Here is a 26,203-nt window from a genome sequence, read left to right as displayed (position 1 = left end):
CAGAGCATCTCGTTTACACCGAGAGGGTCGGGGGTTCGAATCCCTCATCGCCCACAACAATACCAAGTTATTTAAAATTCTTTTGGGCGATTAGCTCAGTTGGTTCAGAGCACCTCGTTTACACCGAGGGGGTCGGGGGTTCGAATCCCTCATCGCCCACAATAACACCAAGTTATTTAAAACATTTTTGGGCGATTAGCTCAGTTGGTTCAGAGCACCTCGTTTACACCGAGGGGGTCGGGGGTTCGAATCCCTCATCGCCCACAAGACAAGTTTGTTTAAAAATAATATTTTGGGCGATTAGCTCAGTTGGTTCAGAGCATCTCGTTTACACCGAGAGGGTCGGGGGTTCGAATCCCTCATCGCCCACATCCTAAGCTTCACTATACAGTGAAGCTTTTTTTTTGACCTAAAGTGTTTACTGTTCTATCGTTTTTAGGGATTACCATACTGTACCACTCTTATGAGTTCGATCTTATAGATTTGATATATTAATCAAACCTGTAATCTTCTTTTAAGGTCTACTTGCTTAGAGAAATATAGACTCCCTTTTTTATTATTATCTTCTTCGTAGAGCTATATAGCCTTCAGAAATAGCTTTTCTATATCCTTTTTTAATTGATATTATATTGATATTGTCTTTTGTATGAGAGAAAGGTAAAAAACTACTACACTTTTTTTGTACCTCTTTTTTGTTTATTGGATTGTTTTTCAATGCTATACGTTTTTTAGTGTTCTTGTTTTGTTTTACATATACCTCGCTCTACCCCTTCGTAAGTCTATGTTTTCCTTTAGTCCCTCGACAATCCGTGGAGTATAGTCCATAAATAGTGGATTAGAGAATTAGTAGTCGACGAATACTTCTTGTATTGATAGAGTGTTGTTCTAGAAGTAAAAGTGTAGCTAGAGTTAGCATGAATATTAATCTGTCGAATTGAATTATTTGTTAATTGTTATTTTGAAAGAGTATTGCGGTTGATACTTGATAAATAGCCTTATTTTCTTTTTTTGAACCCAGAATAAGTGATAGACAATAAACGAAAAGGAATTATACAAAATAGGTCTGAATTAGCTCTAAAAGTATACTATAGTATGCTTTTAGAGCTAGTGAAAGAGATATCAAGTAGAATTGCTTTGTAGTATTTGGTCAATGCTTAATCTGGTTTAAAGCTATTTGATTAGTTAAATAGTTGTGTGTCTGTTTTTTATATCTTGTGATAAGAAAAGAAATAGAGAATGGCAGAGGTAAATAGCAATTAGCTTTGACAAACTAATAATATCACAACTAAACAGTATTAATCATGGCTGAGATAAAAGATGGAATATTAGGAGGTGTACATGGTACAGTGGGCACAGTAGTAGGATTTATGTGGAGAGGACGTTATTTTATACGTTCTAAGCCTAGTAAGTCTCATAAACTAGCTACAGAGGCTCAAGTACTCCAACGAAGTAAACTAGGGGTATTATCTAGCTTTGTGAGTAAGTTTAAAGACTTTATAAATGAGCATTACCCACAGGCTTTATTGAATAATAAAATGGCGACAGGAAAAGAGCAATTGATCTCTATGCTGATGAAAGAGGGAATCGTTAATGTAGAAGGTGAGCCATGTATTGATATCGCTAAGGTACTAGTGTCGATAGGACCATTGCCTCCTGCTGTAATTAAGAAAATAAACCAACTTAAGACTGGACGTATAAAGGTACAATGGGATAATAGTATCACAAATGTACTGACGAAGAACACGGATAGATTATCTATTATAGCCTATAGAGAATCGTTAGATTTAGTAGCAGAGATAAGTGCGATCGCAAAGAGGGAGGATAGGTATGTTCACTTTGATTTACCTAAGGAGTGGAAAGAAGGGAAGGTTCATTTCTGGAGTGTGTGGAAGTCTGCTGATGATAAAGTGATTAGTACAAGTGCATATCATGGGATAACACAGTTAGGAGATAATAGTGAGCAACTCATTGAGGAAGGGAAGTCACAAGAAAGTTACAGTGAACTAGAGAATGAAGTGCTAGTAGCTGAGAAAAGAGAGGTGATAAAGCTAAGTGTGTCTACTAAAAGAGAAGATGTAAAAGAGAAAGAACCACTAGATATAGAACAGCATAAAGAGCCTGAGAAAGTTGGGCTAATAGAGAATATATCTAAGAAGAAGTGGGCTCCACCTGGCTTCTATGGAAGTGAGAAGAGCAGGGATAAAGAAGTAGTACCCCTAGGTGAAAACGCCGCTCGATCTGTATTAGAAGCGATGCCTCCATCGCTGGATTCTGATTAGGATTTTTTGTATCAATACTAATAGAAATATTATCTATTGTTGATAGATAATACACAGTAAATATTGTATCAATAAACTTATATAATGTTGGTGTTCTTACATTAAAATTAATAAATGTTGATTAGTTTTTATAGTATGCTACTCTATATGAAGTAGTTTATTTAGTCGTTTTTTTTGTGAAATGTTTCATTTATTGTAGTATATGTGATTTATTGTTTGAATTATGATATTAATGAAGTTTTAACTGTGTTAATTTTGGCAAAATGATATTCTTAAATTAATGTTGTATGAAACTTAAAAATTACTTAACGTTTATGGTCTTTATGATACTAGGTGTAATGTATAGTCAGACAAGAAATATTGTTACAGGAAGTGTTAAAGATATTAATGGAGTTCCTTTAATAGGGGCTAGTGTCATCGTAGAAGGTACTAATCAAGGAACGATTACCGATGAGCAAGGTCTTTTTTCTATTAATATTATAGGGGGGGATACGCTAATAATTAGTTATGTATTCTATGAAACAAAATCAGTAAAGATTGATGCTAATTCAAAGTATGATATCGTATTACATCAATTAAATGAAACTTTAGAAGATATTGTAGTAGTTGCTTATGGTTCATCTACAAAAGAGTCTTTAACGGGATCTTTATCCTATGTAACTAGTTCAGATATTGAAAAACGCCCTAATACAAATGTATTAAATGCATTAGTAGGTGCTGCACCAGGCGTACGCATTAATAATAGTTCTGGTCAGCCAGGTTCTGAACCCTCAATAAGAATTAGAGGTTTTTCATCATTAACTAATAATGAACCATTAATAGTCCTTGATGGAATAGTATACGTAGGACCTGTTGGAAATATTAATCCGTTAGATGTAGAAAGTGTTACAGTTTTAAAAGACGCCTCTGCTACGACACTATATGGGAATCGTGCATCAAATGGAGTAATCTTGATAAACACAAAAAAAGCTTCTAAGGGACAAGGTTTTTTAGGCGTTGGTTTTAAACAAGGGCTTTTTTATCGTTCTCAATTAGAATATGATAAATTAGATCCAGATGGATTTATGGAGACAATGTGGAAAGGGTATCGCAATTCTTTAGTAAGCAACGGAAACTCTTTAGCTGATGCGAATAGACTTGCAACAAAAAATTTGATTCCAGATGTATTAGGAATGAATATTTATAACTTATCTAATGAGCAGTTGTTCGATTCTAATGGGCGTTTAATGTCCAACGCATCTGTTTTGCCTGGTTATAGGTCAGATTTGGACTGGTATAAACCTGTAGAAAGAGTAGGGACTTATCAAGATTTAAATTTGAATGCAAGGATTTCTAATGAAAATGGTGGAGCTTATTTTTCGACAGGTTTTTTAAATAACGAAGGATATTTTAAGGGTAGTGATTATAAAAGATTTACTACACGTATTAATGCTGATTACAATGTAAATGAATTTGTTAAGATAGGAACTAATGTATCAGGTTCACATCAAATAACTAATTCTAATGTTTTTAATCCAGTACATGTAGCTTCAAATATGGCTCCGATTTATCCAATCTATTTGCACAATCCTGATACTGGCGATTTTATTTATGATGAGTTAGGAGATAAGATTTTTGATTTAGGAGATAAGACACGTAAATCTCAAAGATTTAGGAATATGGTTTTAGAGAATAAGTTAGATGTTAATGAAAGTATTTCAACAACACTTAATTCACAGATTTATACTGATATTAATTTTTTAAATGATTTTACTTTTTCTATAAAAGGAAGTTTAGCTCTAGGCTATAATGATATAAGAAATTATAGAAATAGTGTAGGGGGAATCGGAAAGAGAACTAATGGGGAGTCGGGTAGAAATAGTAGTAGAAATAAAACCTATAGTTTTCAACAACTCCTTAATTGGAAAAAAGATTTTGGTAATCACAATTTTGATGTGATGTTAGGACATGAGAATTTTAATACAGACGCAGGTACTTTATATGGAGTTAAAAGTGACGAGACTTTTAAAGGGCTTATCGAGTGGTCTAATTTTAATAAATTAGAAATAGCAAATGAGAGATTAACTAAATATAGAACAGAGGGATATTTTTTTAGAGGAAAGTATAATTATAAAAATAAGTACTTTATAGAAGGATCTTTTCGTCGTGATGGGTCTTCTAAGTTCCACAGTGATAGTCGATGGGGTAATTTTTGGTCAGTTGGAGGAAGTTGGGTTGTTTCTTCAGAAGACTTTTTTAAAATTAAAAAAGTTGATTATTTGAAGGTACGTGCTTCTTATGGAGAGGTGGGAAATGATGAAGCTGCTAATCTATATGCCTCACATACATTATATAAAATGTATACTTATGCTGGAAAGCCTTCGGCCTATAGGAGTCAATTTGGAAACAAAGGCTTAAAGTGGGAAACCTCTTCTTCTTTTGATTTTGCGATAGATGGTAGAGTCTTTGATCGAGTGAATTTTACTGTAGAATATTTTGATAAACGCTCACAGAATCTTTTGTTTGATTTGAAATTGCCAGTATCTAATGGATCTACTTTTCCTTCAATGTTTACTTCATCTATAATTAGTAATGTTGGTAGTATATCAAATCGCGGTTTTGAGGTTTCTTTTGATGTAGATGTTATTAAAATGAACGATTTGTCGTGGAATATTGGAGTAAATGCTACAATGTTAAAAAATAAATTATTGAAATTACCTCCTGCTAATAGAGAACATGGGATAGTTTCAGATCCTTTTTTAAGAAAAGAGGGAAAAAGTATTTATGAGTTTTATTTAACTGAGTTTGTTGGTGTAGATCAAATGACTGGAAATGCTTTGTATACTATAGATTCAGAAAAATACAATGTGAATGGCTCAGCTCCTGATAAGCCTTCTGTATCAGAAGCACATTTGGTGAATATAAATGGACAATATTATACAACTAATCCGGGTGTGTTTGGTAAAAAAGTTTATGCAGGAAGTGGTGTTCCTAAAGTAGATGGTAGTTTCTCAACAGTATTGAGTTACAAGAGTTTTAGTTTATCAGGGCTATTTACTTATGCATTAGGAGGTAAGGTTTTAGCTAGTAAATATAGGAGTTTGATGGATGTATCTTATAAAGTTAATGCAATTCATAAAGATATTATTCATGCTTGGGATGGTATACCTGAAGGAATGACTGAGTCTTCAGTAAATAGAATAGACTATAATGGAGTGCCTCGAGTGGATTATAGTACAAGTGAAAATAGTAATGCTCAATCTACACGATTTTTAAAAAGTGGAGATTTTTTATCGATACAAAATATTACTCTGAATTATGATTTTCCATCAGAGTTATTAAAAAAAATAAAGATAAAAAAAATGGGTATGAATGTTAGTATAGAGAATGTTTACACTTTTACTAAATTTAAAGGGTTAGATCCACAACAATCTTTTACAGGTTCAGGACTTATTGGTAATAGTTCAGGCTCTGGGGCGGCGAGAATATTTATTTTTGGCATTAATCTTAATTTTTAAATCAATCGTATTATGAAAAAAATAGTAGTAAATTTTTTATTATTAAGTACTTTGTTTATTAATATTGGATGCGAGAAGGATTATTTGGAAACAATTCCTTCAGAAGAAGTTTCAGAAGAAATTATTTTTAAGGATACTGAAGGAGTGACATATGCCATTAATGGTTTAGCAAGACTAATGATGACAGACATGGGGAGGAGTTTCAATGGAGAAGGATCGATTAAATTACTCTATGGAGAATTAACAGGTAGTAATTACAGGAAAGACGAATCTAGTACTGTCGCAATAAGTAATAATGAGTATATTGAAAATGTAACCCATGAGAATAATTCTTATCCTTGGCATTATTATTACATGATTATTAGTAATGCTAATGAAATCATTGCTCAAGTAGACGGCGTGCATGGTTTTGCTAGTGTTAAGAAGTATTTAAAAGCACAAGCATTATCATATAGAGCTTATGCTTACACGATGTTAGTACAAATTTATGGTAATCGTTGGCAAGATTCTAATAATGGGCAGGCTAAATCAGTTGTATTAAGGTTAAGCCCTAAAGATCCTAGAGCTATGCCTCTTGCTCCATTAAAACAGGTTTATGATCAGATATATAGTGATTTAGGTCAAGCAATTGTTTTATTTACAGAGAGTAATTATAAAAGGAATACAAATTATTTAATAGATGCTAGTGTAGCACATGCAATTTTTGCTCGTGCAGCGTTGAATAGACAAGATTATCAAAGCGCTCTAAACCATGCTATATTAGCTAGAGAAGATTATCCCTTAATGTCAATGAAAGCTTATAAAGAAGGATTTGATAATATTACATCGGAATGGATATGGAGTAGTTTTGGAAGTGATGAGAATTATCTTTTTGATAATTCATATGGTGCTATGATTGGATACAATTCAATTTCAACATCTGTGATTGCTAGTCCTAGCAGAATTAGTAAAGAATTATATGAGTCAATTCCTACAACAGATATTAGAAAAGAACTTTTTTTAGATCCAACAGGATATGACCCGTCTACTTATAATATTACAACAGGAGCTATTCAAAAAAATAGTCTACTTGATATAACTGTTAGAGAACGCTTCCCTAATATTGATAAAAAAGCTACAACAGCTGCTTATATGCAGTTTAAAATAAAAGTAACTAGTCAACCAGGTGGTGTTATGCATGTGAACCATTTCCGATCTTCAGAAATGTGTTTAATCCAGGCAGAAGCATTGCATTTTTTAGGTAGAGATAATGAAGCTTCTTCAACATTAGTTGAACTTACAAAAAACACACAAAGAGACTCTAATTATGTATGTACTAAGACAGGTGTAGCATTATTAAATGAGATTATTAAGTATAGAGCCATAGAGCTTTGGGGAGAGGGATTTGATTGGTTTGATTATAAGCGTTTAAATTTAACTATAGATAGAAAATCAAGCGCACATGGAGGGAATGCGTCTGACTTGGTAACAAAGAAGATTACTCCGGATATGAACAATAAATGGACTTATAGAATACCGAAAATTGAAACAGATTATAATTCAGAAATATAATTAAAATTGGAAAGAGAGTGTCTATATATAGACATTCTCTTTTTTGTTATATAATTATTTTTAATTATTTATTTTCTGTTTGATTTGTTAAATTTTTTATAAAAAATGATGTTTATTTTTGGAGATGATTACTTCTTAAAAATAAATATTGTATGAAGCTTAAAAAATATTTAACGTTTTTAATATTTATGACATTTAGTGTAATATATAGTCAAACAAAAAATATTGTTACAGGAAGTGTTAAAGATATTAATGGAATTCCTTTGTTAGGAGCTACTGTTGTTATAGAAAATTCTAATAAAGGAACAATGACTGATGATCAAGGTCTCTTTACTATTCATGCTATAGAGGGAGAAATATTAACAGTTAGTTATGTGTTCTATGAAACAAAGTCAATACATGTAGGTGCTAACTTACATTATGATATTGTATTACATCAAGTTAGTGAAACTTTAAATGATATTGTAGTAGTAGCTTATGGTACATCTACGAAAGAGTCTATCACTGGAGCATTATCTTATGTAACTAGCTCAGATATTGAAAAAAGACCTAATACTAATGTATTAAATGCATTAACAGGTGCTGCGCCAGGAGTACGTGTTAATAATAGTTCAGGCCAATCTGGCGCAGAGCCTAGTATTAGAATTAGAGGATTTACTTCAATGGATAAAAATGATCCTCTAATTGTTTTGGATGGAATGGTATATGCAGGCCGTGTTGGTGATATTAATCCTATAGATGTAGAGAGTATAACAGTTCTTAAAGATGCCTCTGCAACTACCTTATACGGTAATCGTGCCTCTAATGGTGTAATTCTAATTAATACAAAGAAGGCTTCCAAAAGAGATGGTTTTTTTGGAGTAAGTTTTAAACAAGGATTAGTCAGTAGATTCCTAAAAGAGTATGATAAAGTAGAGCCAGATCAGTTTATGGAAACGATGTGGATGGGATATCGCAATTCTTTAGTGAGTAATGGAAATTCTATTGAAGAAGCTGGTAGACTTGCAACAGCTAATTTAATTCCAGAGATACTAGGTATGAATATTTATAACTTGTCTAGTGACCAACTGTTTGATACGAATGGGCGTCTAGTGCCTCATGCTTCAGTTTTAAAAGGATATAGATCAGATTTAGATTGGTATAAACCCATTGAAAGAACAGGTACATATCAAGATTTAAATCTTAATGGTAGAATGTCTAATGAAAAAGGAGGAGCTTATTTTTCGACAGGTTTTTTAAATAATGAAGGCTATTTTAGGGGGAGTGATTATAAGAGGTTTACTACACGTGTTAACGCTGATTACATGATAAGTGACATAATTAAGATAGGAACTAACGTTTCTGGATCACATCAAATAACAAACCTTAATAGTGTTTCTCCTGAGTCACATGCTTCAAGTATAGCACCAATCTATCCTATTCACTTACATGATTCTAAGACAGGTGATTACATATATGATGAATTAGGAGATAAAATTTATGATTTAGGAGAAAATACTCGTAAACAGTATGAAAGGCGTCATATGATTTTAGAAAATCAGCTAAATAGTATGGAACGAATAGCTACAACATTAAATTCTCAGATTTATACTGATATTAAGTTAATGAAAGACCTTACGTTTAGTCTAAAAGCTAATTTAGCTTTAAACTATACAGATGTTAAAGAGTACCAAAATAGTATAGTCGGATCAGGTGCAAACCTTAAAGGAAGATCATATAGAAATAATAATAGAGGAAAAACATATTCTTTTCAACAATTACTGAACTGGAAAAAGGATATTGGTCAGCATAATATTGATGTATTGTTTGGTCATGAGAATCTTAATGTGGATTCAGGGAATTTAAACGCTTCAAAAATAGAAGAGATTTTTACTGGAATTGTAGATTGGTCAAATTTCAATAAGCTTTATACAGCAAATGATTTTTTAACAAAATATAGAACTGAAGGTTATTTTTCTAGAGCTAAGTATAATTATGCAAATAAGTACTTTTTAGAAGCATCGTTTCGTCGCGATGGGTCTTCAAAGTTTCATAGTGATACTCGCTGGGGTAATTTTTGGTCAGCAGGAGGTAGCTGGATTATTTCGTCAGAAGATTTTTTTAAAATTAAACAGATTGATTACCTAAAGTTACGTGCCTCTTATGGAGAAGTAGGGGATGATAGTGCTGCAGGTTTATATGCTTATTACTCTTTATATCGATCAGTTAGCAATGCTGGTCAACCTGCTGTTTATAGAAAGCAGTTTGGAAATAAAGGATTAAAATGGGAAACATCTAGTTCTACGAATTTTGCTATAGATGGTAGGGTATTTAATCGATTGAATTTTACAGTAGAATATTTCGATAAACGATCAAAAAATCTTTTGTTTAATTTAGAAATGCCTCTATCTAATGGTTCTACTGCTCCTACTTTTCCTTCTTCGTCTATAGTTAGTAATGTTGGTAGTATATCAAATCGTGGTTTTGAGTTTTCTTTTGATGTAGATATTATTAAAAAGAGTGATTGGTCTTGGAATGTAGGAGTTAATGCTACCATGCTTAAAAATAAACTATTAAAATTGCCTTCTGATAATAGAGAGAACGGTATAGTTTCTATTCCTTTTTTAAGAAAAGAAGGAAGAAGTGTGTATGAGTTTTACTTAACTGATTTCGTTGGTGTAGATCAGATGACTGGGAATGCTTTGTATACTGTGGATTCTGAAAAGTATAATGTAAATGGCTCAGCTCCTGATAAGCCTTCTGTATCAGATGAGTATTTGGTGAATATAAATGGACAGTATTACACAACTAATCCAGATACTTTTGGTAAAAAAGTTTATGCAGGAAGTGCTATACCTAAAGTAGATGGGAGTTTTTCAACGTCTTTACATTATAAAAGCTTTAATCTATCTGGACTATTTACCTATGCATTAGGAGGAAAAGTGTTGGATTATAATTATATGAGTTTGATGGAAGCTTCTGATATGGTACGAGCTATTCATAAAGATATTACTCATTCTTGGAGTAGTGCACCTAATGGAATGACAGAGACATCACCTGATAGAATAAATCCTAATGGAATCCCTCAAATAAATTATACAACTAGTCAATATAACAATGTTGAATCTAATCGCTTTATTAGAAGTGGAGATTTTTTGTCTATACAAAATATTGCTTTGAATTATGACTTTCCTTCTGAGTTGTTGAAGAAGATTAAGGTAAAACAGATGAGTATGAATATTAGTGTAGAGAATGTTTACACTTTTACTAAGTTTAAGGGATTAGATCCTCAGCAATCTTTTTCTGGAGCTGTAGGAAGTGGGGCAGGAGCTCCAAGAATATTTATTTTCGGGATTAATTTTAATTTCTAATAGCAAGATAAGATGAGAAAGATTATGAGATTTTTTTTAGGTGTAGTTACTTTATCTGTTTTTATAGCATGTGATCATGATTATTTAGGAACGGAACCCTCAGGAGATGTATCAGAGTATAATGTTTTTAAAGATACAGAAGGGATAATTTATGCTGTTAATGGTTTAGCGAAATTAATGTCTACTAGTTATGTAGGAAGTGGAAATAACGGAGAAGGAACCATAAAACTGATTTATGGAGAAACAGCAGGTAATCATTATAGAAAGGATAGAGCGGGTTCTGTTGGGGTTAGCAATCACGATTATATAGAAAATGTGACACATTTAAATAATTATTATCCTTGGCATTATTATTATATGGTGATTACGAATGCTAATGAAATCATCGCTCAAGTAGATGATGTGAAGGGATTACCTAGTGTAAAGAAATACTTAAAAGCTCAGGCAATGTCATATAGAGCTTATGCTTACACGATGTTAGTACAAATTTATGGTAACCGTTGGCAAGATTCTAATAATGGAGAGACTAAATCTGTAGTATTAAGACTTAGTTCTAAAGATCCTAGAGCTATGCCACTATCTCCATTAAAGCAAGTTTATGACCAGATTTATAAAGATCTGGATCAAGCAATCGTTTTATTTAGGGAGAGTAATTACAAAAGAAATCCAAGTGATAACTATTTAATAGATGCTAATGTAGCACATGCAATTTTTGCTCGAGCAGCTTTAAATAGACAAGATTATCAAAGTGCTTTAAGTCATGCTACTCAAGCAAGAGTAGGATATCCATTAATGTCTCTGTCTGTTTATAAAGAAGGTTTTAATAAGGTAACATCAGAATGGCTTTGGTGTAGTTTTGGAACTACAGATGATCAGCTAAATAATAATGCATATGGGGCTTATATAGGATATAACTCAGAAGCTACAGGTGTAACATCTGGGCCAAGTAGAATAAGTAAAGAGTTATATGAGTCTATTCCGATGACAGATGTGAGAAAACAGTTTTTTTTAGATCCTACAGGATATGATACTTCTACTTATAATGCTACTACTGGTGTTATACAATCGAATAGCCCTTTAGATATTGCAGTGAGAGAACGTTTTCCGGATATAAGTATGAAAGCTAAAACTGCGGCCTATATGCAGTTTAAGATAAAAGTAACTAGTCAACCTGGCGTTATGCATGTAAATCATTTTCGTTCTTCAGAAATGTGTTTAATTCAAGCAGAAGCACTATACTTTTTAGGAAGAGATAATGAAGCAATAGCGAAGTTAGTTGAACTTACAAAAGATACACAAAGAGACGTTAAGTATGTATGTGATAAAACAGGAGTAGAACTATTAAATGAAATTATTAAGTACAGATCTATAGAGTTATGGGGTGAAGGATTTGATTGGTTTGATTATAAGCGTTTAAATTTAACGATAGATAGAAAATCAAGTAAAGAAGGCGGGAATGCTTCTGATTTGATAACGAAGAAGATTACTCCTGAAATGAATAATAAATGGACTTATAGAATACCAAAAGCAGAAACAGATTATAATTCAGAAATATAATTTAACTAAAAAGGAGAATGTCATAAACATTCTCCTTTTTAGTTAAGGAGGGGATGATTTTATATTAGAGAGATGTTTATATTTAGAGAAGTGTAATGTACCGTTATAAATAAAGAGAACTAGCAATATCTTAAGAAGGTAAGACTTTATAAAAGGTAAATTTGGTTTGTTGAAATAACTTGTAATGGAGACTATTGTTAATGTTTATATTCTATTTACTAGTAGTAAAAAAGCCTTATAAAGGTCGTTTATAAGGCTTTTTTAAATTGTAATAATAAATGAAATAGTTTATTTCTTTTCAAGAACTTCTTCAAGTTTTTTCCCAAGTCCTGATCTTCTAAGATTTATGCCTAATATAGTCCCTTTATTATCAACTAAGTAGCTTGCGGGTACTGATTTAATACCGTAATTTTTTATTATTGGGTCATCCCAAGACATTAAATTAGATACATGAGTCCATGTAAGATTGTCTTTCTCAATTGCTGTTAACCATAATTCTTTTTTTTGATCTATAGAATACCCTAATATATCTAATCCTTTATCATGATACTTTTTATAGTTTTCTACTACATTTGGATTTTCTTTTCTACATGGTGCACACCAAGAAGCCCATATATCTATAAGAACTATTTTTTTTCCTTTTAAAAAAGAAGCTAGAGTTACTTCTTTTCCATTAGGATCTAAAGCTTTAAATTCTGGTAATTTATCTCCTATTTTTAAAACTACTTCAGATTCTTTTTTTTCTATGTATTTATTTAATCTATTTTCTGTTTTTTTTCCAATTATAGTTTGTTTTAATTCAGGAGAAAACTCAGCAAAGAGTTTCTTACATTCCTCTATAGAAAATTCCTCCATACCTATCATTTGGCAAAGAGTGAACATTCCAAAGCTATTATTTTTATTATCAGATTCGTATTTTCTTAGAATCTGATTATTTTCTTCTGTGTATTTATCTAGTTGAGACTCGATTTCATTAATGGTTTTTATGTCATCCTCCTCTTCTGCTTTTTCTAATCTTTGTTTGTTTTCACTATAATATTTATTAATATTTTCATAAATAACTCCTCTTTCTGTAATGAATTCTTGGAATTTCTTATTGTTTTCGGTACCTCCGAAGGAGTTGTTGTTTATATTATCTTTAATATATGTTATTTTGATATTACCAGCTTCACCAATAAAGAAAATGCCATTTATTTTATATTTACTATTTTTTACGTCTAAATAGGCTTCATCTAATTCAGTAAAAGGATTTTCTAAAGTTACTTTACCATTTAAAACCTCTCCAGTTACAAGAACTTTTTTGTCCTTTATTCCAATAGGGTGTGTAAAGATTTCCACTTTTGTATGATCAGGTACTCCCTCTGCAATTACTTCAATTGTATTCTTTTTTTGGCATGAGATTAATATGGTCATTACCAAAAGTAATAGACTGATTTTTTTCATAATTGTATTGATATATGTTAGTTAAAGGATTAAAAGTACTAATTTGATAGATTGTAAGATTAGCGATGTTTGATTCTATTTAGCATTAATTGGTTTTATTTGATATTTGAAATATTTGTGTTGTTTCTTAGTTTACTCTTATTATTAATTAAATATGATGTTGGTATTTAGTTTTATTTACTTGTATTTAGTATTTCTAATGAATTATGTTATTTTTGTTTATAATATTAAATTATGAAAAACCTGTATTTATATCTATTATTACTGATTGGGATGCCTTGGGTATATGGGCAGGCTGTTCTGTCTAAGCCTAGTTTTGCTAGTTCTGCTTCTATCGTTTATCTCAATAGTAATCCCAGAATGTATTTAGAGGATTCTCAGGTGAGATTTTTTACTAGTTTTAGAGCTAAGCATACTTCTGCTAAGACTAATAGGTATGAAGAGAAATATGAGTTAGAAGAACTGATGTACAATAAATATCATTTATTAAACAGGAATATTAAGTTTAATAACGGAGTAGCTGTGGATGTGTCTCTAGATAAGGGGTATGTAAGAGAGTACGATCAGGATTTAACCTTTTTACAGAACCTATTTCTTGATTTCCTTATCGGAATATTGCCCTAATTGTGTGTTAATATAATTACATTATGGGTAAAGTATGTTTTTATTTGTTGATTTTACTAGGAATACCCTGTATGTATGGATAGTCAGCCCTATCTACTATTCACTTTGCGAGTCCTGCATCTATAATATACTTAGAGGGAAGTCCTGAAGTTTATTTAATAAATGCAGATGTGAGGTTCTATGCGAATTTTAAGGTTAAACAGAAGTCATCTGTGAGGGATAGATACGAAGAGATGTATAGTGTAAGAAGATCTATGATGGATAAGGAGCTAGAGGAAGAAGAGAAGGTGTATGTGAGAGTTCCTGCTAAACGAGCATTCAATAAAGAGATGACAGGTTGGTTAGATAAAAAAGAAAGAGCAGATGTAGTTCGCAAAGGCTTTGAAAAAACTGTAGGTAGAGTATTAGCTAGGGTGATGGGAGGAAGATAAGATGGTATGTTGGTAGATAAAATAATTAGTTAGTATATGGACTCTGTAATAAAAAAATAAGCAAAGCGACTTCTGGTGTATCAGGAGTCGCTTTGCTTATTTATAAATATGTATTATCGTTTATAGTACGCTATAATACTCGCTTTTGCGATGGTGTTTGCCCATAAGTTAAAACCTACAATGGCAGTAGTAGTATTTCCATCTAGTCCTAGTTTATCCGTTTTAAGGGCATGTACTGTTATGATGTATTGGTGATATCCATGATCTACAGGAGGACATGGTCCACCAAAACCTTTTATTCCATAATCTGTAAGGCTCTGTATAGCACCTTTAGGTAATAGAGGAGAGTTGACTTTTCCTGCATCAGTTACTAGTTCGTTTATATTGCTAGGAATATCAAAGACTACCCAATGCCAAAAACCACTTCCCGTAGGTGCATCAGGATCATACATCGTGATGGCAAAGCTCTTGGTATCTTTAGGAGCATTGTGCCAAAATAACTGAGGAGATTGATTCTCTCCATCGCATCCAAAACCATTAAATTCGTGTTGTTTAGTTGTTTCTCCACCTAGATCTTTACTAGATAATGTAAAGGTGTTCTGTCCAAAAACACTAGTCGATAGTGTTAGTACTAGCCCGATTATAAAATTTGCAGCTTTCATTGTGTTATGATTAAATGTTTAGGGCAAATTTATAGTAAGGTCTATAGTAGGAGTTAGCGGGATTGGGTCAAAAAATGTTGCTAGAAGCTCATTGTTTTTGACTTTGTTTAGGTGTGATATTATACTTGGATTTATACGCTTGTATAAAGCTAGATACATTCTCATAACCTACCTTTAGATAGATTTCTGATGCAGTAGTTGTATGCTGTGTAAGTAGGGTATGTGCATATTCTAATCTTCTGTTTTGAAACCATCTGCTAGGAGAATCACCATAGTGTTTTTCAAATTCTCGTTTGAAAGTAGATACGCTCATATTGCACAGAAAGGCTAGCTCAGATAGAGTGAGCTTGTTTAAGATGTTCTTTTCTATTGTCTGTGTGAACTTTAAACTTTTATTATTGTTGTTAGTTATAAAGGATTGAAGAAATGCTGTTCCATTGACCTCAGTGAGGTATAGCATGATCTCTTCTAGTTTTATATTTAGTAATCTCTTTTGAATAGAAAGGGAGAGTTTAGCTATATCCATTAGACTTTCTACAAAGTGCTTACTGAAGTTATCGTAGTTAAAAGTATGGATAGAGTGAGTACTTTTATTTTCTACTAGTTCTATATTGTATTTAGAGATAAAGTTAAGTATCAATTCATTGTCAAAGAACAAGAGGATACTTCTGTAATTAGCAGTGTTAGATAGTTTTTCGGTCATTAAACAATGACCAGCTTTCATTAGGATGAATTTGGAGTTATCTAGTGCTTCAAAAGAGTTGTCAGACCATACTTCCTTTGTTCCTTCAACTAAAAAACTAAAAGTGTTTTGATTTAAAATTACTTGTTGTTTAGAGATCTCCTGTTTAGTATGATAATCAAATATAGTTATCTGTTCAGTGACGTCAGTGATGAAGTCGTTGGGAAGAAGGATGCTTTTCATACTATCAGTTTTAGGCTATGTAGGTCTTTTTATTTCACTATTATAAATAGGATTTAATAGGTAGGGTAAATGTAGTGAAATAAGCGAAGTGAAAAGAGGTTGAATAGTCAAGGAGAATGTAATTGTATTTATGAGGACTTTTTATTTAAGCAGTAGTGAGGAGATTGGTGTTACTTTATGAATATTGTAAGCAGAATTTTGATAAGGATGTGAGATGCTTTAACAATTTTTTGTTTGTTTTAAAGGAGATAAAGAGGTTGTTTTTTAAGATAAAATATTGTATTTTAGATAGTTGTTTTTAAGAGGGGATTGGTAATAAATTTTAAAGGAAATGTTTAAATTCCTTCTATACTCTTCTTTAAATGAAGAAATATAAATTATCTTTGCTCCTTTAATTAAATTAATCAAAATGACATTAAATCAGATTTTAACTCCGCAGATAGAGAAGGCGATTCAACAATTATACGGTGCTACTGTAGATAAAGTTGAGTATCAGGCGACAAGAAAAGAGTTTGAGGGTGATATTACTGTAGTTATCTTTCCTTTTCTAAGACAGATAAAAGGAAACCCAGTAGAAATCGGTACTAAGATAGGTGAGTACTTAGTAGAGCATACTTCTGTAATAGAACGGTTTAATGTAGTAAAAGGATTTTTAAATTTAGTCGTTTCAGATAGTTACTATATCGATTTCTTTAATGCTACACGCAAAGAAGAACACTTCGGATATGTGACACCTACACCTGGTGATAAGTCAGTGTTAGTAGAATATTCTTCTCCTAATACAAATAAACCTCTTCACTTAGGTCACGTTAGAAATAACTTATTAGGATATTCGGTAGCTGAGATATTAAAGGCTTCTGGTAAAAAAGTTTATAAAACACAGATCATTAACGATAGAGGTATCCATATCTGTAAGTCTATGTTGGCTTGGCAAAAGTATGGTAATGGAGAGACTCCTGAGTCTACTGGACTTAAGGGAGATAAATTAGTAGGAAACTACTATGTGAAGTTTGACGTGGAGTACAAGAGCCAAATCAAAGAATTAATGGCTCAAGGTATGTCTGAAGACGAAGCTAAGAAAGAAGCTCCAATCATTAAAGAAGCAAAACAGATGCTTGTAGATTGGGAACATAATAAACCTGAGGTTATTGAATTGTGGAAAACAATGAACCAATGGGTCTATGATGGTTTTGCGGTATCGTATAAAAACTTAGGAGTAGACTTCGATAAAGTATACTACGAGAGCAATACTTATTTATTAGGTAAAGATGAGGTAGAGAAAGGTCTAGAGCAGGGAGTATTCTTCAAAAAAGAGGATAACTCTGTATGGATAGACTTATCAGAGGAAGGATTAGACGAGAAGTTGGTACTTCGTGGAGACGGTACTTCTGTATATATGACACAGGATATCGGTACTGCTATACAGCGTGTGAATGATTTCGGCGATGTAGGTGGTATGGTGTATACTGTAGGTAACGAACAAGATTATCACTTTAAGGTTCTATTTTTAATACTTAAACGTCTTGGTTTTGACTGGGCTGAGAGTTTATATCATTTATCTTATGGAATGGTAGAGTTGCCATCAGGTAAGATGAAGAGTAGAGAGGGAACTGTAGTAGATGCAGATGAACTAATCCAAGAAATGACTGACACAGCTAAGTCTATCTCAGAAGAATTAGGTAAACTAGAAGGGTACTCTGAAGAAGAGCGTACTCAACTATTTACTACAATAGGCTTAGGTGCATTAAAATACTTTATCCTAAAAGTAGACCCTCGTAAAGGAATGATGTTTAACCCTAAAGAATCAGTTGATTTTGCAGGGAATACAGGGCCGTTTATTCAATATACATATGCTCGTATCCAATCTATCTTAAGAAAGGCAGACTTCGATTATACATCAGAAATAAAAGGAATCACATTAGATCCTAAAGAGAAAGAATTATTAAAGTTATTAGAGGAGTTCCCTGTAGTGATTCAGGATGCTGCTCGTACACATAGCCCTGCTCTTATAGCTAATTATGTATATGAATTAGTAAGAGAGTATAACTCTTTTTATCAAACGGTATCTATTCTAGGAGAAGAAGATGCTGTATTAAAAGCGTTTAGAGTACAATTGTCAGAAAAAGTAGGAATGGTGATTAAGGATGCGTTCTCATTATTGGGAATCGCTGTACCAGACCGAATGTAATCTTATATTTTTTTGTGAAAGTAGAGAAATCATACCTATACCAGTCACTTGCCATTATAGTAATGGCAAGTGGCTTTTTTTTATTCTTTAAAGGAAATTTGCCTAAAAAGTTATTTAGTGAAGAAGCTCTTCCTACGAGTAATATTGTAGTGGATAGTCTGATGTTAGAAGCACTAGAAGGCATAGAAAAAGAGAAGCTAGTAACTAAAGATAGTCTAAAGACTGAAAAAACAGGAATAGATGATGAGAATGTAATCATCGTTCCAGAAGATGTGTTTACTAGTGATGAAGAATCTAGTTCTTTTAAAGGAATGGCGTATCTGGAGAATTTCTTTGCTAAACTATATGCTCTAGAACAACAAAAAGGGGGACGTGTTCGTATCGCTTACTATGGAGATTCGATGACTGATGGAGACTTAATCGTGCAAGATCTGCGTAAGAATTATCAGAGTAAATATGGGGGTATGGGAGTAGGTTATGTGCCTATTATGTCTGAATCCGCACAGTCTAGATTATCTGTTATCCATAAGTATTCGAATAACTTCAAGATGCAGTCTTATCTAAACGTCAAAAAACCTCAGAAGCCTTTTGGGGTATCAGGACAGGTGTATTTCGTGAAAGATACAGTTAAATCTACTTGGGTGAGTTATACAGCAGGTAAGATGCAAAATATGACAATGCTTTATAATCCAACACTTTATTATGGAAGTTCTAATAATAAAAGAGGAGAAGTAGCAGTTATTATTAATAAGGATACTATTGTCAAGAAGTTAAGTGTCAGTTCAGAATTAAATAAATTGAAGATAGCTGATGGTAATATTAAAGATGTTAAACTACTATTTAAACATGCTGATTCTATTCCAATATATGGTGTAGACTTTAGTGCAGGCGGTGGAGTGCAGGTTGATAACTTTTCTAGTAGAGGTAATTCAGGATTGCCACTATCGTTGTTTAAAGTGAGTTTAATGCAGAAGTATCAAAAGAATTTAGATTATAGTCTAATCGTATTACACTATGGTGCTAATGTTTTAAATTACGGATCTCTAGATTACTCATGGTATACGAAGAAGATGGGGAATGTAGTGAAACATTTAAAACAATGTTTTCCTAATGCTAGTATTCTAGTAATATCTACTGCGGATAAATCATCTAAAGTAGAAGGTGTGATGAAGACAGATGCTGCTGTAGAACCACTGATGAAGGCACAGAGAAAATATGCTATGGAAGCTCATGCTGGATTCTTTAACCTATACGAGGCTATGGGAGGAAATGGTTCTATGGTCAAATGGGTAGAAGAGGTACCTGCAAAAGCGAATAAAGATTATACACACTTTAATCATAGAGGAGCTTCTGATATTTCAGGTAAGATCTTCGCTAGATTAGAGGAAGGGTATACAGATTATAAAAAGAAACACGCAGGACATGTGCCTGTTAAGAAAGTAGATTCTCTTCAGCAACCAGAAAAAGAAACTGTAAGAGAGGATAGTTCTAAACAAAAAATAGAAAATGAAAAGGAATAAAATTGCTGTTTTTGTTGTAGGTATTTTATTTCATATTGGTTCTTTTGCCCAGGTTAGTTCACTTCGTACTAATGAGTTTAGTGATGAAGAGGTAGAATCTGTGAATGGAGAAGGAATAGGAAATAAGATCTATTACGCAGAACAATTAAAAACTTTCTTTGAGAAAGTTCAGAAGATGATTCGTTCTAAGGAAGGAAAGATTAACATTGTACATATAGGTGATTCTCATATTCAAGCTGATTTTTTTAGTGGAAGAATGAGATCATTACTTCAAGATAGATTTGGAAATGGGGGATTGGGATTTGCCTTTCCTTATAAATTAGCTAAGACGAATGGTAACTCCCTAGTTAGGTATTCTTCTAATGCAGAATGGAGTAGTTATAGAAATATATTTCCAGTAAAAGATGCACAAGTAGGATTAAGTGGAATAGCGCTGTCTACAAATAATAGTAATGCTGTTATAGAGTTAAGTGTACGTGATGCTTCATATGGTTTTTCTCGCATGAAAGTTTTTACACCTTCTAATAAAAAGGAGTTTAATGTAGGAACGGCTAGTCAAAAAGTTTTCTTAGAATCAACTGCCCCTAAGAAGATTTCTCATCAGATTAAAAGAGGAGAGTCTCTAGGAGCTATCGCTAATAAGTATAATACTACTATTACTGAGATTAAGAAAGCGAATAATATGAAGACGAATACCATTCATGCGGGTAAGAGGCTTAGTATTCCTACTAAGCAGAGGGAATCTGTAGTGGTGTCTAATAATATGTTTAATGAGCTATCAGGGGAGAAGAATGACGTATTCTATACCTTTGAGTTAGGAGAAGAGCTAGACCGTATCTATTTCTACTCTAATCAACAGGCTGAAGCGTATGACCTAAATGGTGTAGTATTAGAGAATGATAAACCTGGAATATTATATCATACAATAGGTGTGAATGGGGCGAGGTTCTCTGATTATACTAAATACGATTTGTTCTTTAAGCAACTTAGAGGATTAGAGCCAGACTTAGTAATTGTATCTATGGGAACTAATGAGTCCTTTGATAGAATGAGTGGAAGAGATTTTCAAGAGCAAGTCAATATGTTCTTAGCTAAGGTAAAGAAAGTAGCACCTCATGCAAGTGTGTTATTGACTACACCTCCTCCATCTTATTTCTCTAAAGATAAGCCTAATACTGTAGCAGCAGAATTATCTAATGAATTAATCATTAATGGAATAGATGGGAAGTATGCTATCTGGGATTTATATTATAATCTAGGTGCAACGCTAGGCTTGCCTAGTTTAAGAGAGAACGGAATGCTATCAAAAGATCTTGTGCACTATACCGTGAAAGGGTATGAATATACAGGAGATTTATTCTATGAGGCTCTTATCGATGCTTATAACCAATTTGTCAAACAAAATAGTGCTTTTTAATTAAATGAGTCTATTTAATATTGAAATACCAAGTATAACTATTGATCAAGTAATCAACTGGTTTACTTTTAATCCTAAAGAGCCTTTGTTGTTTAACTCAGGTTTGTTTTTAGGGATATTTATTGTGTTTTACCTCTTCTATATCTTGATGAGAAAAACCTTCCACATTCGTTTATTGTATGTGACCTTATTCTCTCTATTCTTTTATTATAAGTCTAGTGGAATGTATTTTATTATCTTGATAGGATCCTCTTTAATGGATTACTATTTTGCTAATATTATTAATCATACCTTGAATGCAGCGAAGAAGAAACTACTCTTAACGATTAGTATTGTTGTAAACTTAGGGTTACTAGGTTACTTTAAGTACACAAACTTCTTTTTAGATGGAGTTAATTTCTTTGCGAATACGAAGTTGCATTTAGATGATATTATACTACCTGTAGGGATCTCTTTCTTTACGTTCCAATCTATTAGTTATATTATAGAGATTTATAGAAAAGAGATAGAGCCAACGAAGAACTTTTTAGATTATTTATTCTTTATTTCGTTCTTTCCACAGTTGGTTGCGGGGCCTATCGTTCGTGCAAAAGACTTCTTGCCACAGATATATAAGAATATTTATGTGTCTAGAGATTATGTGAATGAAGGGTTGTTATTAATCATCGGAGGGTTATTGAAGAAAGCAGTTATTTCTGATTATATCTCTATTAACTTCGTAGATCGTGTATTCGATGCTCCGAATAGTTATACAGCATTTGAAAATCTAATGGCATCTTATGGGTACGCTATTCAGATTTATTGTGACTTCTCAGGATATTCAGACATGGCTATTGGTATAGCATTGTTGATGGGATATAGATTGCCAGTTAACTTTGATGTACCTTATCAGTCTATGTCTATTACAGAATTCTGGAGAAGATGGCATATATCGCTTTCTACTTGGTTAAAAGATTTCTTGTACATATCAGTAGGAGGAAATAGAAAAGGAAGTTTCGGAGGGTATTTCTTTCCAGGATTATTCTTTGCAGGTATCTTAGGATGGGGAATTTACTATATGAATGAAAGTATTATTCCATTAATCCTAGCTGTAGCATCTATTGTTGTCTTTGGTCTAACCTTCTTGTTAGCAAAAGACAAAAAGAAAAATATGTATACTAACTTTAACCTATTAACGACTATGTTATTAGGAGGGTTATGGCATGGAGCTAGTTTGCGTTTTATTGTGTGGGGAGCCTTACACGGTATTGCTTTAGCGATACATAAGATTATCATGGAGCTGTTTCCTAGAGCAAAAGGAGTTAAACCTCACTTCTTATGGAGAATTTTCTCTATATTCTTAACCTTTAACTTTGTAACGTTTTGTTGGATATTCTTTAGAGCGACCTCTTTTGATACCGCATTAAATGTTATCAATAATATTGCAAGTATAGAGTTTGATTGGGAAGCTTGGACTACTATTGCTATGGGGTATAAAAATGCGTTTATGTTGATCGGTATTGGATTCGTATGGCATTATATACCTAAGTCATGGATGGCAGTGCCTCATCAGATGTTTAATGTTGCGCCAATGTTTGTAAAGGCAGTAGTACTTGGCTTTGTGTTTTGGATTGTTTATGCAACTGCTACAGCAGGACCACAACCATTTATTTATTTCCAATTCTAAAAGTATTTGATTTAAGATAAAAAAAGCCCGATTCTAATGAGTCGGGCTTTTTTGTATTATTATAATAAAGATTATTTCTGTCTTAAATCAGCACTGTGTTTAGGAGACAATAGAGGTTCTGCGAATTCTATTACTTTTTCTTCTTCTAATGCTCCTAAGATAGCATATACATTTCGATAGTCGGTTTTGCTAGGAATGTTAATCACGAAGTATTGCTCACTACACACTTCTATTTCTGTACCTGCATAAAGGATTTCATTGTATAGATCTTCTCTGTTATATTTTTCTTTTTGAACGATAACTTGCACAGTAGAGTTCCCTGAAGCAGTATCTACATATCGATACGTAAGTGTGTTTTCTGTTTCGTCAAATTCTGCATAGATAATATCATCACATGAAAAATCAGGTCCATAAAAAGGAATATTATCAACTTGGTATAACCCTTTTTCTTTATCTATGGTCTTTCCCCAAAAAGTCTCGACCGTATTTTCTTCTAAGACATCACTATAATATCTAACTAAGATTTGTTGATATTGCTCTTCCATTGTGTACTAATATTTGTTCTATTTGTTTTAATCATTGAATAGATACATTATATGTTTCTATTCGGTGTCAAAGATAAGGCAAACTGTAAAATATAATACCAAAACAGTTGTTTTTGTGCTTAGTTTCGCAATTTAAGTTTGAGTAGTTTAGTATTAGTTGTGATATATAATGTCTTAAAGTCATCTGAGAATACACAATTAGTAGCTAATTCTGAGAAGTGTACACGAGCGGTTAGTTCAAGGTCTTTATTGAATATCCATAAACCATTAGGCCCTGCAGTAAATATATTGCCAAATCGATCTACTTCAATGCCTCTAGGTTTATCTTCTATTTCACTGATGAATGGTGTGTAATCAAATACTTTAGGTGTGTCTGATTGTATTTTGCTTTTATTTAAGTTATACTGATATAGATAGTCTTTCTTTTGGTCTGAATAGGTGATATAGAGAAGTTTATTATCAATAGATAAAGTTATTCCTTGTGGTGTTAAATCACTTTGAAAGAGCAATTCTAGTTTGTTTTTGTTTGTTATTCTATATAAACCGTAAGTAGTAGTTTTTTTCTGTTTTGATTTACTTTCTGTAAGAATTGTATCCGTAAAATAGATATTACCAGAGTTATCTTCTGTAAAGTGAGAAGGATTGATTAATTTGATTTTTTGAGGGTTATTGATCCAAGAGGTGAAGTTAAACTTTGGTTCTCTAATAATGGCACTCATTTTAGCTATTTTATCTTCTCCATAAAGGAAAAGGGTAATCTCTCCTTGGTTATTAAAGTGTAAAGCACTTGAGTTTAGGTCTCCATTCTTTGTGTTTTGACCTATAAAATCGATGGCTTCTAAGTAAGTTCTAGGCTCGTTATAATGTTCTTTCCAATAGTGTATTTTCTTATTGGGGAAGTCTGTAAAGAGCAATAAGTTTTCTGCTTGAATCCACAAAGGTGAATCAGCATATTGAAAACCTTCAGCGATTACCTCTATGTATGCGTTGTCATCAAATACTAATTGCGCTATAGGATTGATGATTTCAATTTTGCCTATACGTTTACCACTTTTAGTATTAGTGTTATTATGTTTAAGATTCTTATTCATAATAAGTTAATTGATAATTATAGAGATAAATATAGTAAAAAATGTAATATAAGGTCTTGTGATAATAAATTTAAATACAGTCTTTTTGCTGTATAGATATTATATCTTTTTCAAAATATAGATAAATACAAATTCTAAAGTATTGTTATATGAATAAGTGATTTCGTTTTTTAAAGAATACTTTGTGATAATTATAGGATAAAATCTGTTACATTTACTTAGATATAACTACTAATAAGAAAAAGAAAAGATATGAACTTGTTTAAAAAATTAGCAGGAGAATTCATTGATATCATTGAGTTCTTAGACCCAACTCAGAATACTATAGTACACCGTTTTGAGCGTTATCAAAACGAGATAAAGAATAATGCAAAGTTAGTTGTTCGCGAAGGACAAATGGCTGTGTTTATTAATGAGGGGCAGCTAGCAGATGTTTTTAGTCCTGGTACACATACCTTAAATACACAAAACTTACCTATCCTAGCAACTTTAAAAGGATGGAAATACGGATTTAATAGCCCATTTAAGGCAGAGGTTTATTTTGTAAGTACAAAGACTTTTATCGATCAACGTTGGGGAACTAAGAATCCAATTATTCTAAATGACAATCGCTTTGGAATGATAGAGGTACGTTCTTTTGGTACGTATACATTTAAAATAGCAGATCCAGGTAAGTTTATTAAAGAGATCGTAGGTACGTCAGGTACGTTTACTACAGATCAAATTAATGATCAGTTGAGAAGTGCTATTGTTACTCGTTTTACAGATTCTATTGGTGAAGCTAATTTGCCTATCGAGACGTATGCTGCAAACTTAAATGAACTTTCTACTGCGATTTTTGCCTATATGAAAGACGATTTCGAAGTATATGGTATGGATGTTACAAAGTTCTTAATTGAGAACGTATCAATGCCTGAAGAGATTAAGAAAGAAATCTTTGAGTTGAGCAGGTTGAATCACGTTGACTTGAATAAGTTGATGCAAATGAAAGCAGCTAAAGCAATGGAGGCAGCTGCTAATAATCCATCAGGTGTAGCAGGAGCAGGAGTAGGTATGGGGGCAGGGTTTGCTATGGCGAATCAGTTTGGACAAGCTATGGCGCAAGGACAAACTACTACACAACAGCAACAACAACCAGTAACTAATACACCTCCACCAATACCAGGTGCTGTAGCAGTAAGTTATTTTGTAGCAGTAAATGGGCAGCAAGCAGGTCCTTTTGATTTAGAAGGATTAAAACAGATGACAACGAATGGACAGTTGCAAAGAGATACCTTAGTTTGGAAAAATGGAATGGCGAATTGGGAAAAAGCAGGCGAACAAAGTGATTTAAATGCTTTGTGGGCACAAACACCTCCTCCGTTACCAAATATGTAATATGATAAATAAAGGTGCTTCAGGTGCTTTAAATCTTCTTCAGCACCTTTTTTATACAGGATTAGAATAAAGAGAATGTT

Annotated in this window: 17 protein-coding genes and 3 tRNA genes; 15 read left to right on the top strand and 5 right to left on the bottom strand. The window is 32.6% G+C overall.

What is annotated here, in order from left to right; all coding sequences use genetic code 11:
- Nucleotides 1-84: 84 nt before the first annotated feature.
- The 8 genes from AABL87_RS12710 to AABL87_RS12675 all read left to right on the top strand — a co-directional run bounded on the left by AABL87_RS12710 (nt 85) and on the right by AABL87_RS12675 (nt 12,234).
- A tRNA-Val gene (locus AABL87_RS12710) sits at nt 85-159 on the top strand.
- Between the two features lie 30 nt (nt 160-189).
- Nucleotides 190-264, top strand: a tRNA-Val gene (locus tag AABL87_RS12705).
- Between the two features lie 30 nt (nt 265-294).
- Nucleotides 295-369: transfer RNA gene (locus AABL87_RS12700), tRNA-Val, on the top strand.
- Nucleotides 370-1,301: 932 nt separating this feature from the next.
- The gene (locus tag AABL87_RS12695; RefSeq protein WP_341277443.1) at nt 1,302-2,279 is read left to right on the top strand and encodes a DUF6266 family protein; all 978 of its coding nucleotides are present in this window, start codon (nt 1,302-1,304) and stop codon (nt 2,277-2,279) included.
- A gap of 287 nt (nt 2,280-2,566) precedes the next feature.
- Nucleotides 2,567-5,776: a SusC/RagA family TonB-linked outer membrane protein gene (locus AABL87_RS12690; protein WP_341277442.1), complete on the top strand. Its 3,210-nt coding sequence runs from the start codon at nt 2,567-2,569 to the stop codon at nt 5,774-5,776.
- 12 nt (nt 5,777-5,788) lie between these two features.
- On the top strand, nt 5,789-7,327 hold the full coding sequence (locus AABL87_RS12685; RefSeq protein WP_341277441.1) for a RagB/SusD family nutrient uptake outer membrane protein: 1,539 nt from the start codon (nt 5,789-5,791) through the stop codon (nt 7,325-7,327).
- 152 nt (nt 7,328-7,479) lie between these two features.
- Nucleotides 7,480-10,677 (top strand): SusC/RagA family TonB-linked outer membrane protein, encoded by a 3,198-nt coding sequence (locus tag AABL87_RS12680; protein ID WP_341277440.1) that lies wholly within the window; start codon nt 7,480-7,482, stop codon nt 10,675-10,677.
- A gap of 12 nt (nt 10,678-10,689) precedes the next feature.
- Entirely contained in the window at nt 10,690-12,234 is a 1,545-nt protein-coding gene (locus AABL87_RS12675; protein WP_006258667.1) for a RagB/SusD family nutrient uptake outer membrane protein, read from the top strand.
- A gap of 288 nt (nt 12,235-12,522) precedes the next feature.
- Here AABL87_RS12675 and AABL87_RS12670 read toward each other — a convergent pair whose 3' ends face one another.
- Nucleotides 12,523-13,677, bottom strand: a complete 1,155-nt coding sequence (locus tag AABL87_RS12670) for a peroxiredoxin family protein (RefSeq protein WP_341277439.1) — start codon at nt 13,675-13,677, stop codon at nt 12,523-12,525.
- Nucleotides 13,678-13,911: 234 nt separating this feature from the next.
- On the opposite strand from AABL87_RS12670, the gene AABL87_RS12665 reads away from it, so the two are divergent.
- Nucleotides 13,912-14,301, top strand: a complete 390-nt coding sequence (locus tag AABL87_RS12665) for a hypothetical protein (RefSeq protein WP_341277438.1) — start codon at nt 13,912-13,914, stop codon at nt 14,299-14,301.
- 212 nt (nt 14,302-14,513) lie between these two features.
- Nucleotides 14,514-14,732, top strand: coding sequence for a hypothetical protein (locus tag AABL87_RS12660; RefSeq protein WP_230456745.1), 219 nt, complete (start codon nt 14,514-14,516; stop codon nt 14,730-14,732).
- Between the two features lie 113 nt (nt 14,733-14,845).
- Here AABL87_RS12660 and AABL87_RS12655 read toward each other — a convergent pair whose 3' ends face one another.
- Both AABL87_RS12655 and AABL87_RS12650 read right to left on the bottom strand, forming a co-directional pair.
- On the bottom strand, nt 14,846-15,394 hold the full coding sequence (locus tag AABL87_RS12655) for a YbhB/YbcL family Raf kinase inhibitor-like protein (protein WP_006258663.1): 549 nt from the start codon (nt 15,392-15,394) through the stop codon (nt 14,846-14,848).
- Between the two features lie 88 nt (nt 15,395-15,482).
- Nucleotides 15,483-16,319, bottom strand: a complete 837-nt coding sequence (locus tag AABL87_RS12650; RefSeq protein ID WP_006258662.1) for a helix-turn-helix domain-containing protein — start codon at nt 16,317-16,319, stop codon at nt 15,483-15,485.
- 409 nt (nt 16,320-16,728) lie between these two features.
- Between AABL87_RS12650 and argS the strand changes: the two genes are divergently transcribed.
- The 4 genes from argS (at nt 16,729) to AABL87_RS12630 (ending at nt 23,110) form a co-directional block, all read left to right on the top strand.
- On the top strand, nt 16,729-18,507 hold the full coding sequence (gene argS, locus AABL87_RS12645) for an arginine--tRNA ligase (RefSeq protein WP_006258661.1): 1,779 nt from the start codon (nt 16,729-16,731) through the stop codon (nt 18,505-18,507).
- Between the two features lie 62 nt (nt 18,508-18,569).
- Nucleotides 18,570-20,027, top strand: coding sequence for a hypothetical protein (locus AABL87_RS12640; RefSeq protein ID WP_071306867.1), 1,458 nt, complete (start codon nt 18,570-18,572; stop codon nt 20,025-20,027).
- The gene (locus AABL87_RS12635; protein WP_071306866.1) at nt 20,014-21,444 is read left to right on the top strand and encodes a LysM peptidoglycan-binding domain-containing protein; all 1,431 of its coding nucleotides are present in this window, start codon (nt 20,014-20,016) and stop codon (nt 21,442-21,444) included. The genes AABL87_RS12640 and AABL87_RS12635 overlap by 14 nt, the downstream gene beginning before the upstream one ends.
- A gap of 4 nt (nt 21,445-21,448) precedes the next feature.
- Nucleotides 21,449-23,110, top strand: coding sequence for an MBOAT family O-acyltransferase (locus AABL87_RS12630; protein WP_006258658.1), 1,662 nt, complete (start codon nt 21,449-21,451; stop codon nt 23,108-23,110).
- A 71-nt stretch (nt 23,111-23,181) separates the two neighbouring features.
- Here the strand turns inward: AABL87_RS12630 and AABL87_RS12625 are convergent, their stop codons facing one another.
- Nucleotides 23,182-23,655 (bottom strand): DUF4265 domain-containing protein, encoded by a 474-nt coding sequence (locus AABL87_RS12625; RefSeq protein WP_006258657.1) that lies wholly within the window; start codon nt 23,653-23,655, stop codon nt 23,182-23,184.
- Nucleotides 23,656-23,774: 119 nt separating this feature from the next.
- Nucleotides 23,775-24,746 (bottom strand): SMP-30/gluconolactonase/LRE family protein, encoded by a 972-nt coding sequence (locus AABL87_RS12620; protein WP_006265888.1) that lies wholly within the window; start codon nt 24,744-24,746, stop codon nt 23,775-23,777.
- 252 nt (nt 24,747-24,998) lie between these two features.
- On the opposite strand from AABL87_RS12620, the gene AABL87_RS12615 reads away from it, so the two are divergent.
- Nucleotides 24,999-26,123, top strand: coding sequence for an SPFH domain-containing protein (locus AABL87_RS12615; RefSeq protein WP_341277437.1), 1,125 nt, complete (start codon nt 24,999-25,001; stop codon nt 26,121-26,123).
- Nucleotides 26,124-26,203 lie beyond the last annotated feature (80 nt).

Origin of the sequence: Myroides sp. C4067, assembly GCF_038039665.1 — a bacterium.
In the GTDB taxonomy this organism is placed as follows: domain Bacteria; phylum Bacteroidota; class Bacteroidia; order Flavobacteriales; family Flavobacteriaceae; genus Flavobacterium; species Flavobacterium odoratimimum.
This window is presented reverse-complemented; position numbering and strand designations above follow the sequence as displayed.

Excerpts from the sequence above, each read along its gene's own strand:
- AABL87_RS12695 (WP_341277443.1), top strand. The coding sequence starts at position 1,302 with ATGGCTGAGATAAAAGATGGAATATTAGGAGGTGTACATGGTACAGTG.
- AABL87_RS12690 (WP_341277442.1), top strand. The coding sequence starts at position 2,567 with ATGAAACTTAAAAATTACTTAACGTTTATGGTCTTTATGATACTAGGT.
- AABL87_RS12685 (WP_341277441.1), top strand. The coding sequence starts at position 5,789 with ATGAAAAAAATAGTAGTAAATTTTTTATTATTAAGTACTTTGTTTATT.
- AABL87_RS12680 (WP_341277440.1), top strand. The coding sequence starts at position 7,480 with ATGAAGCTTAAAAAATATTTAACGTTTTTAATATTTATGACATTTAGT.
- AABL87_RS12675 (WP_006258667.1), top strand. The coding sequence starts at position 10,690 with ATGAGAAAGATTATGAGATTTTTTTTAGGTGTAGTTACTTTATCTGTT.
- AABL87_RS12670 (WP_341277439.1), bottom strand. The coding sequence starts at position 13,677 with ATGAAAAAAATCAGTCTATTACTTTTGGTAATGACCATATTAATCTCA.
- AABL87_RS12665 (WP_341277438.1), top strand. The coding sequence starts at position 13,912 with ATGAAAAACCTGTATTTATATCTATTATTACTGATTGGGATGCCTTGG.
- AABL87_RS12655 (WP_006258663.1), bottom strand. The coding sequence starts at position 15,394 with ATGAAAGCTGCAAATTTTATAATCGGGCTAGTACTAACACTATCGACT.
- AABL87_RS12650 (WP_006258662.1), bottom strand. The coding sequence starts at position 16,319 with ATGAAAAGCATCCTTCTTCCCAACGACTTCATCACTGACGTCACTGAA.
- argS (WP_006258661.1), top strand. The coding sequence starts at position 16,729 with ATGACATTAAATCAGATTTTAACTCCGCAGATAGAGAAGGCGATTCAA.
- AABL87_RS12640 (WP_071306867.1), top strand. The coding sequence starts at position 18,570 with ATGGCAAGTGGCTTTTTTTTATTCTTTAAAGGAAATTTGCCTAAAAAG.
- AABL87_RS12635 (WP_071306866.1), top strand. The coding sequence starts at position 20,014 with ATGAAAAGGAATAAAATTGCTGTTTTTGTTGTAGGTATTTTATTTCAT.
- AABL87_RS12630 (WP_006258658.1), top strand. The coding sequence starts at position 21,449 with ATGAGTCTATTTAATATTGAAATACCAAGTATAACTATTGATCAAGTA.
- AABL87_RS12625 (WP_006258657.1), bottom strand. The coding sequence starts at position 23,655 with ATGGAAGAGCAATATCAACAAATCTTAGTTAGATATTATAGTGATGTC.
- AABL87_RS12620 (WP_006265888.1), bottom strand. The coding sequence starts at position 24,746 with ATGAATAAGAATCTTAAACATAATAACACTAATACTAAAAGTGGTAAA.
- AABL87_RS12615 (WP_341277437.1), top strand. The coding sequence starts at position 24,999 with ATGAACTTGTTTAAAAAATTAGCAGGAGAATTCATTGATATCATTGAG.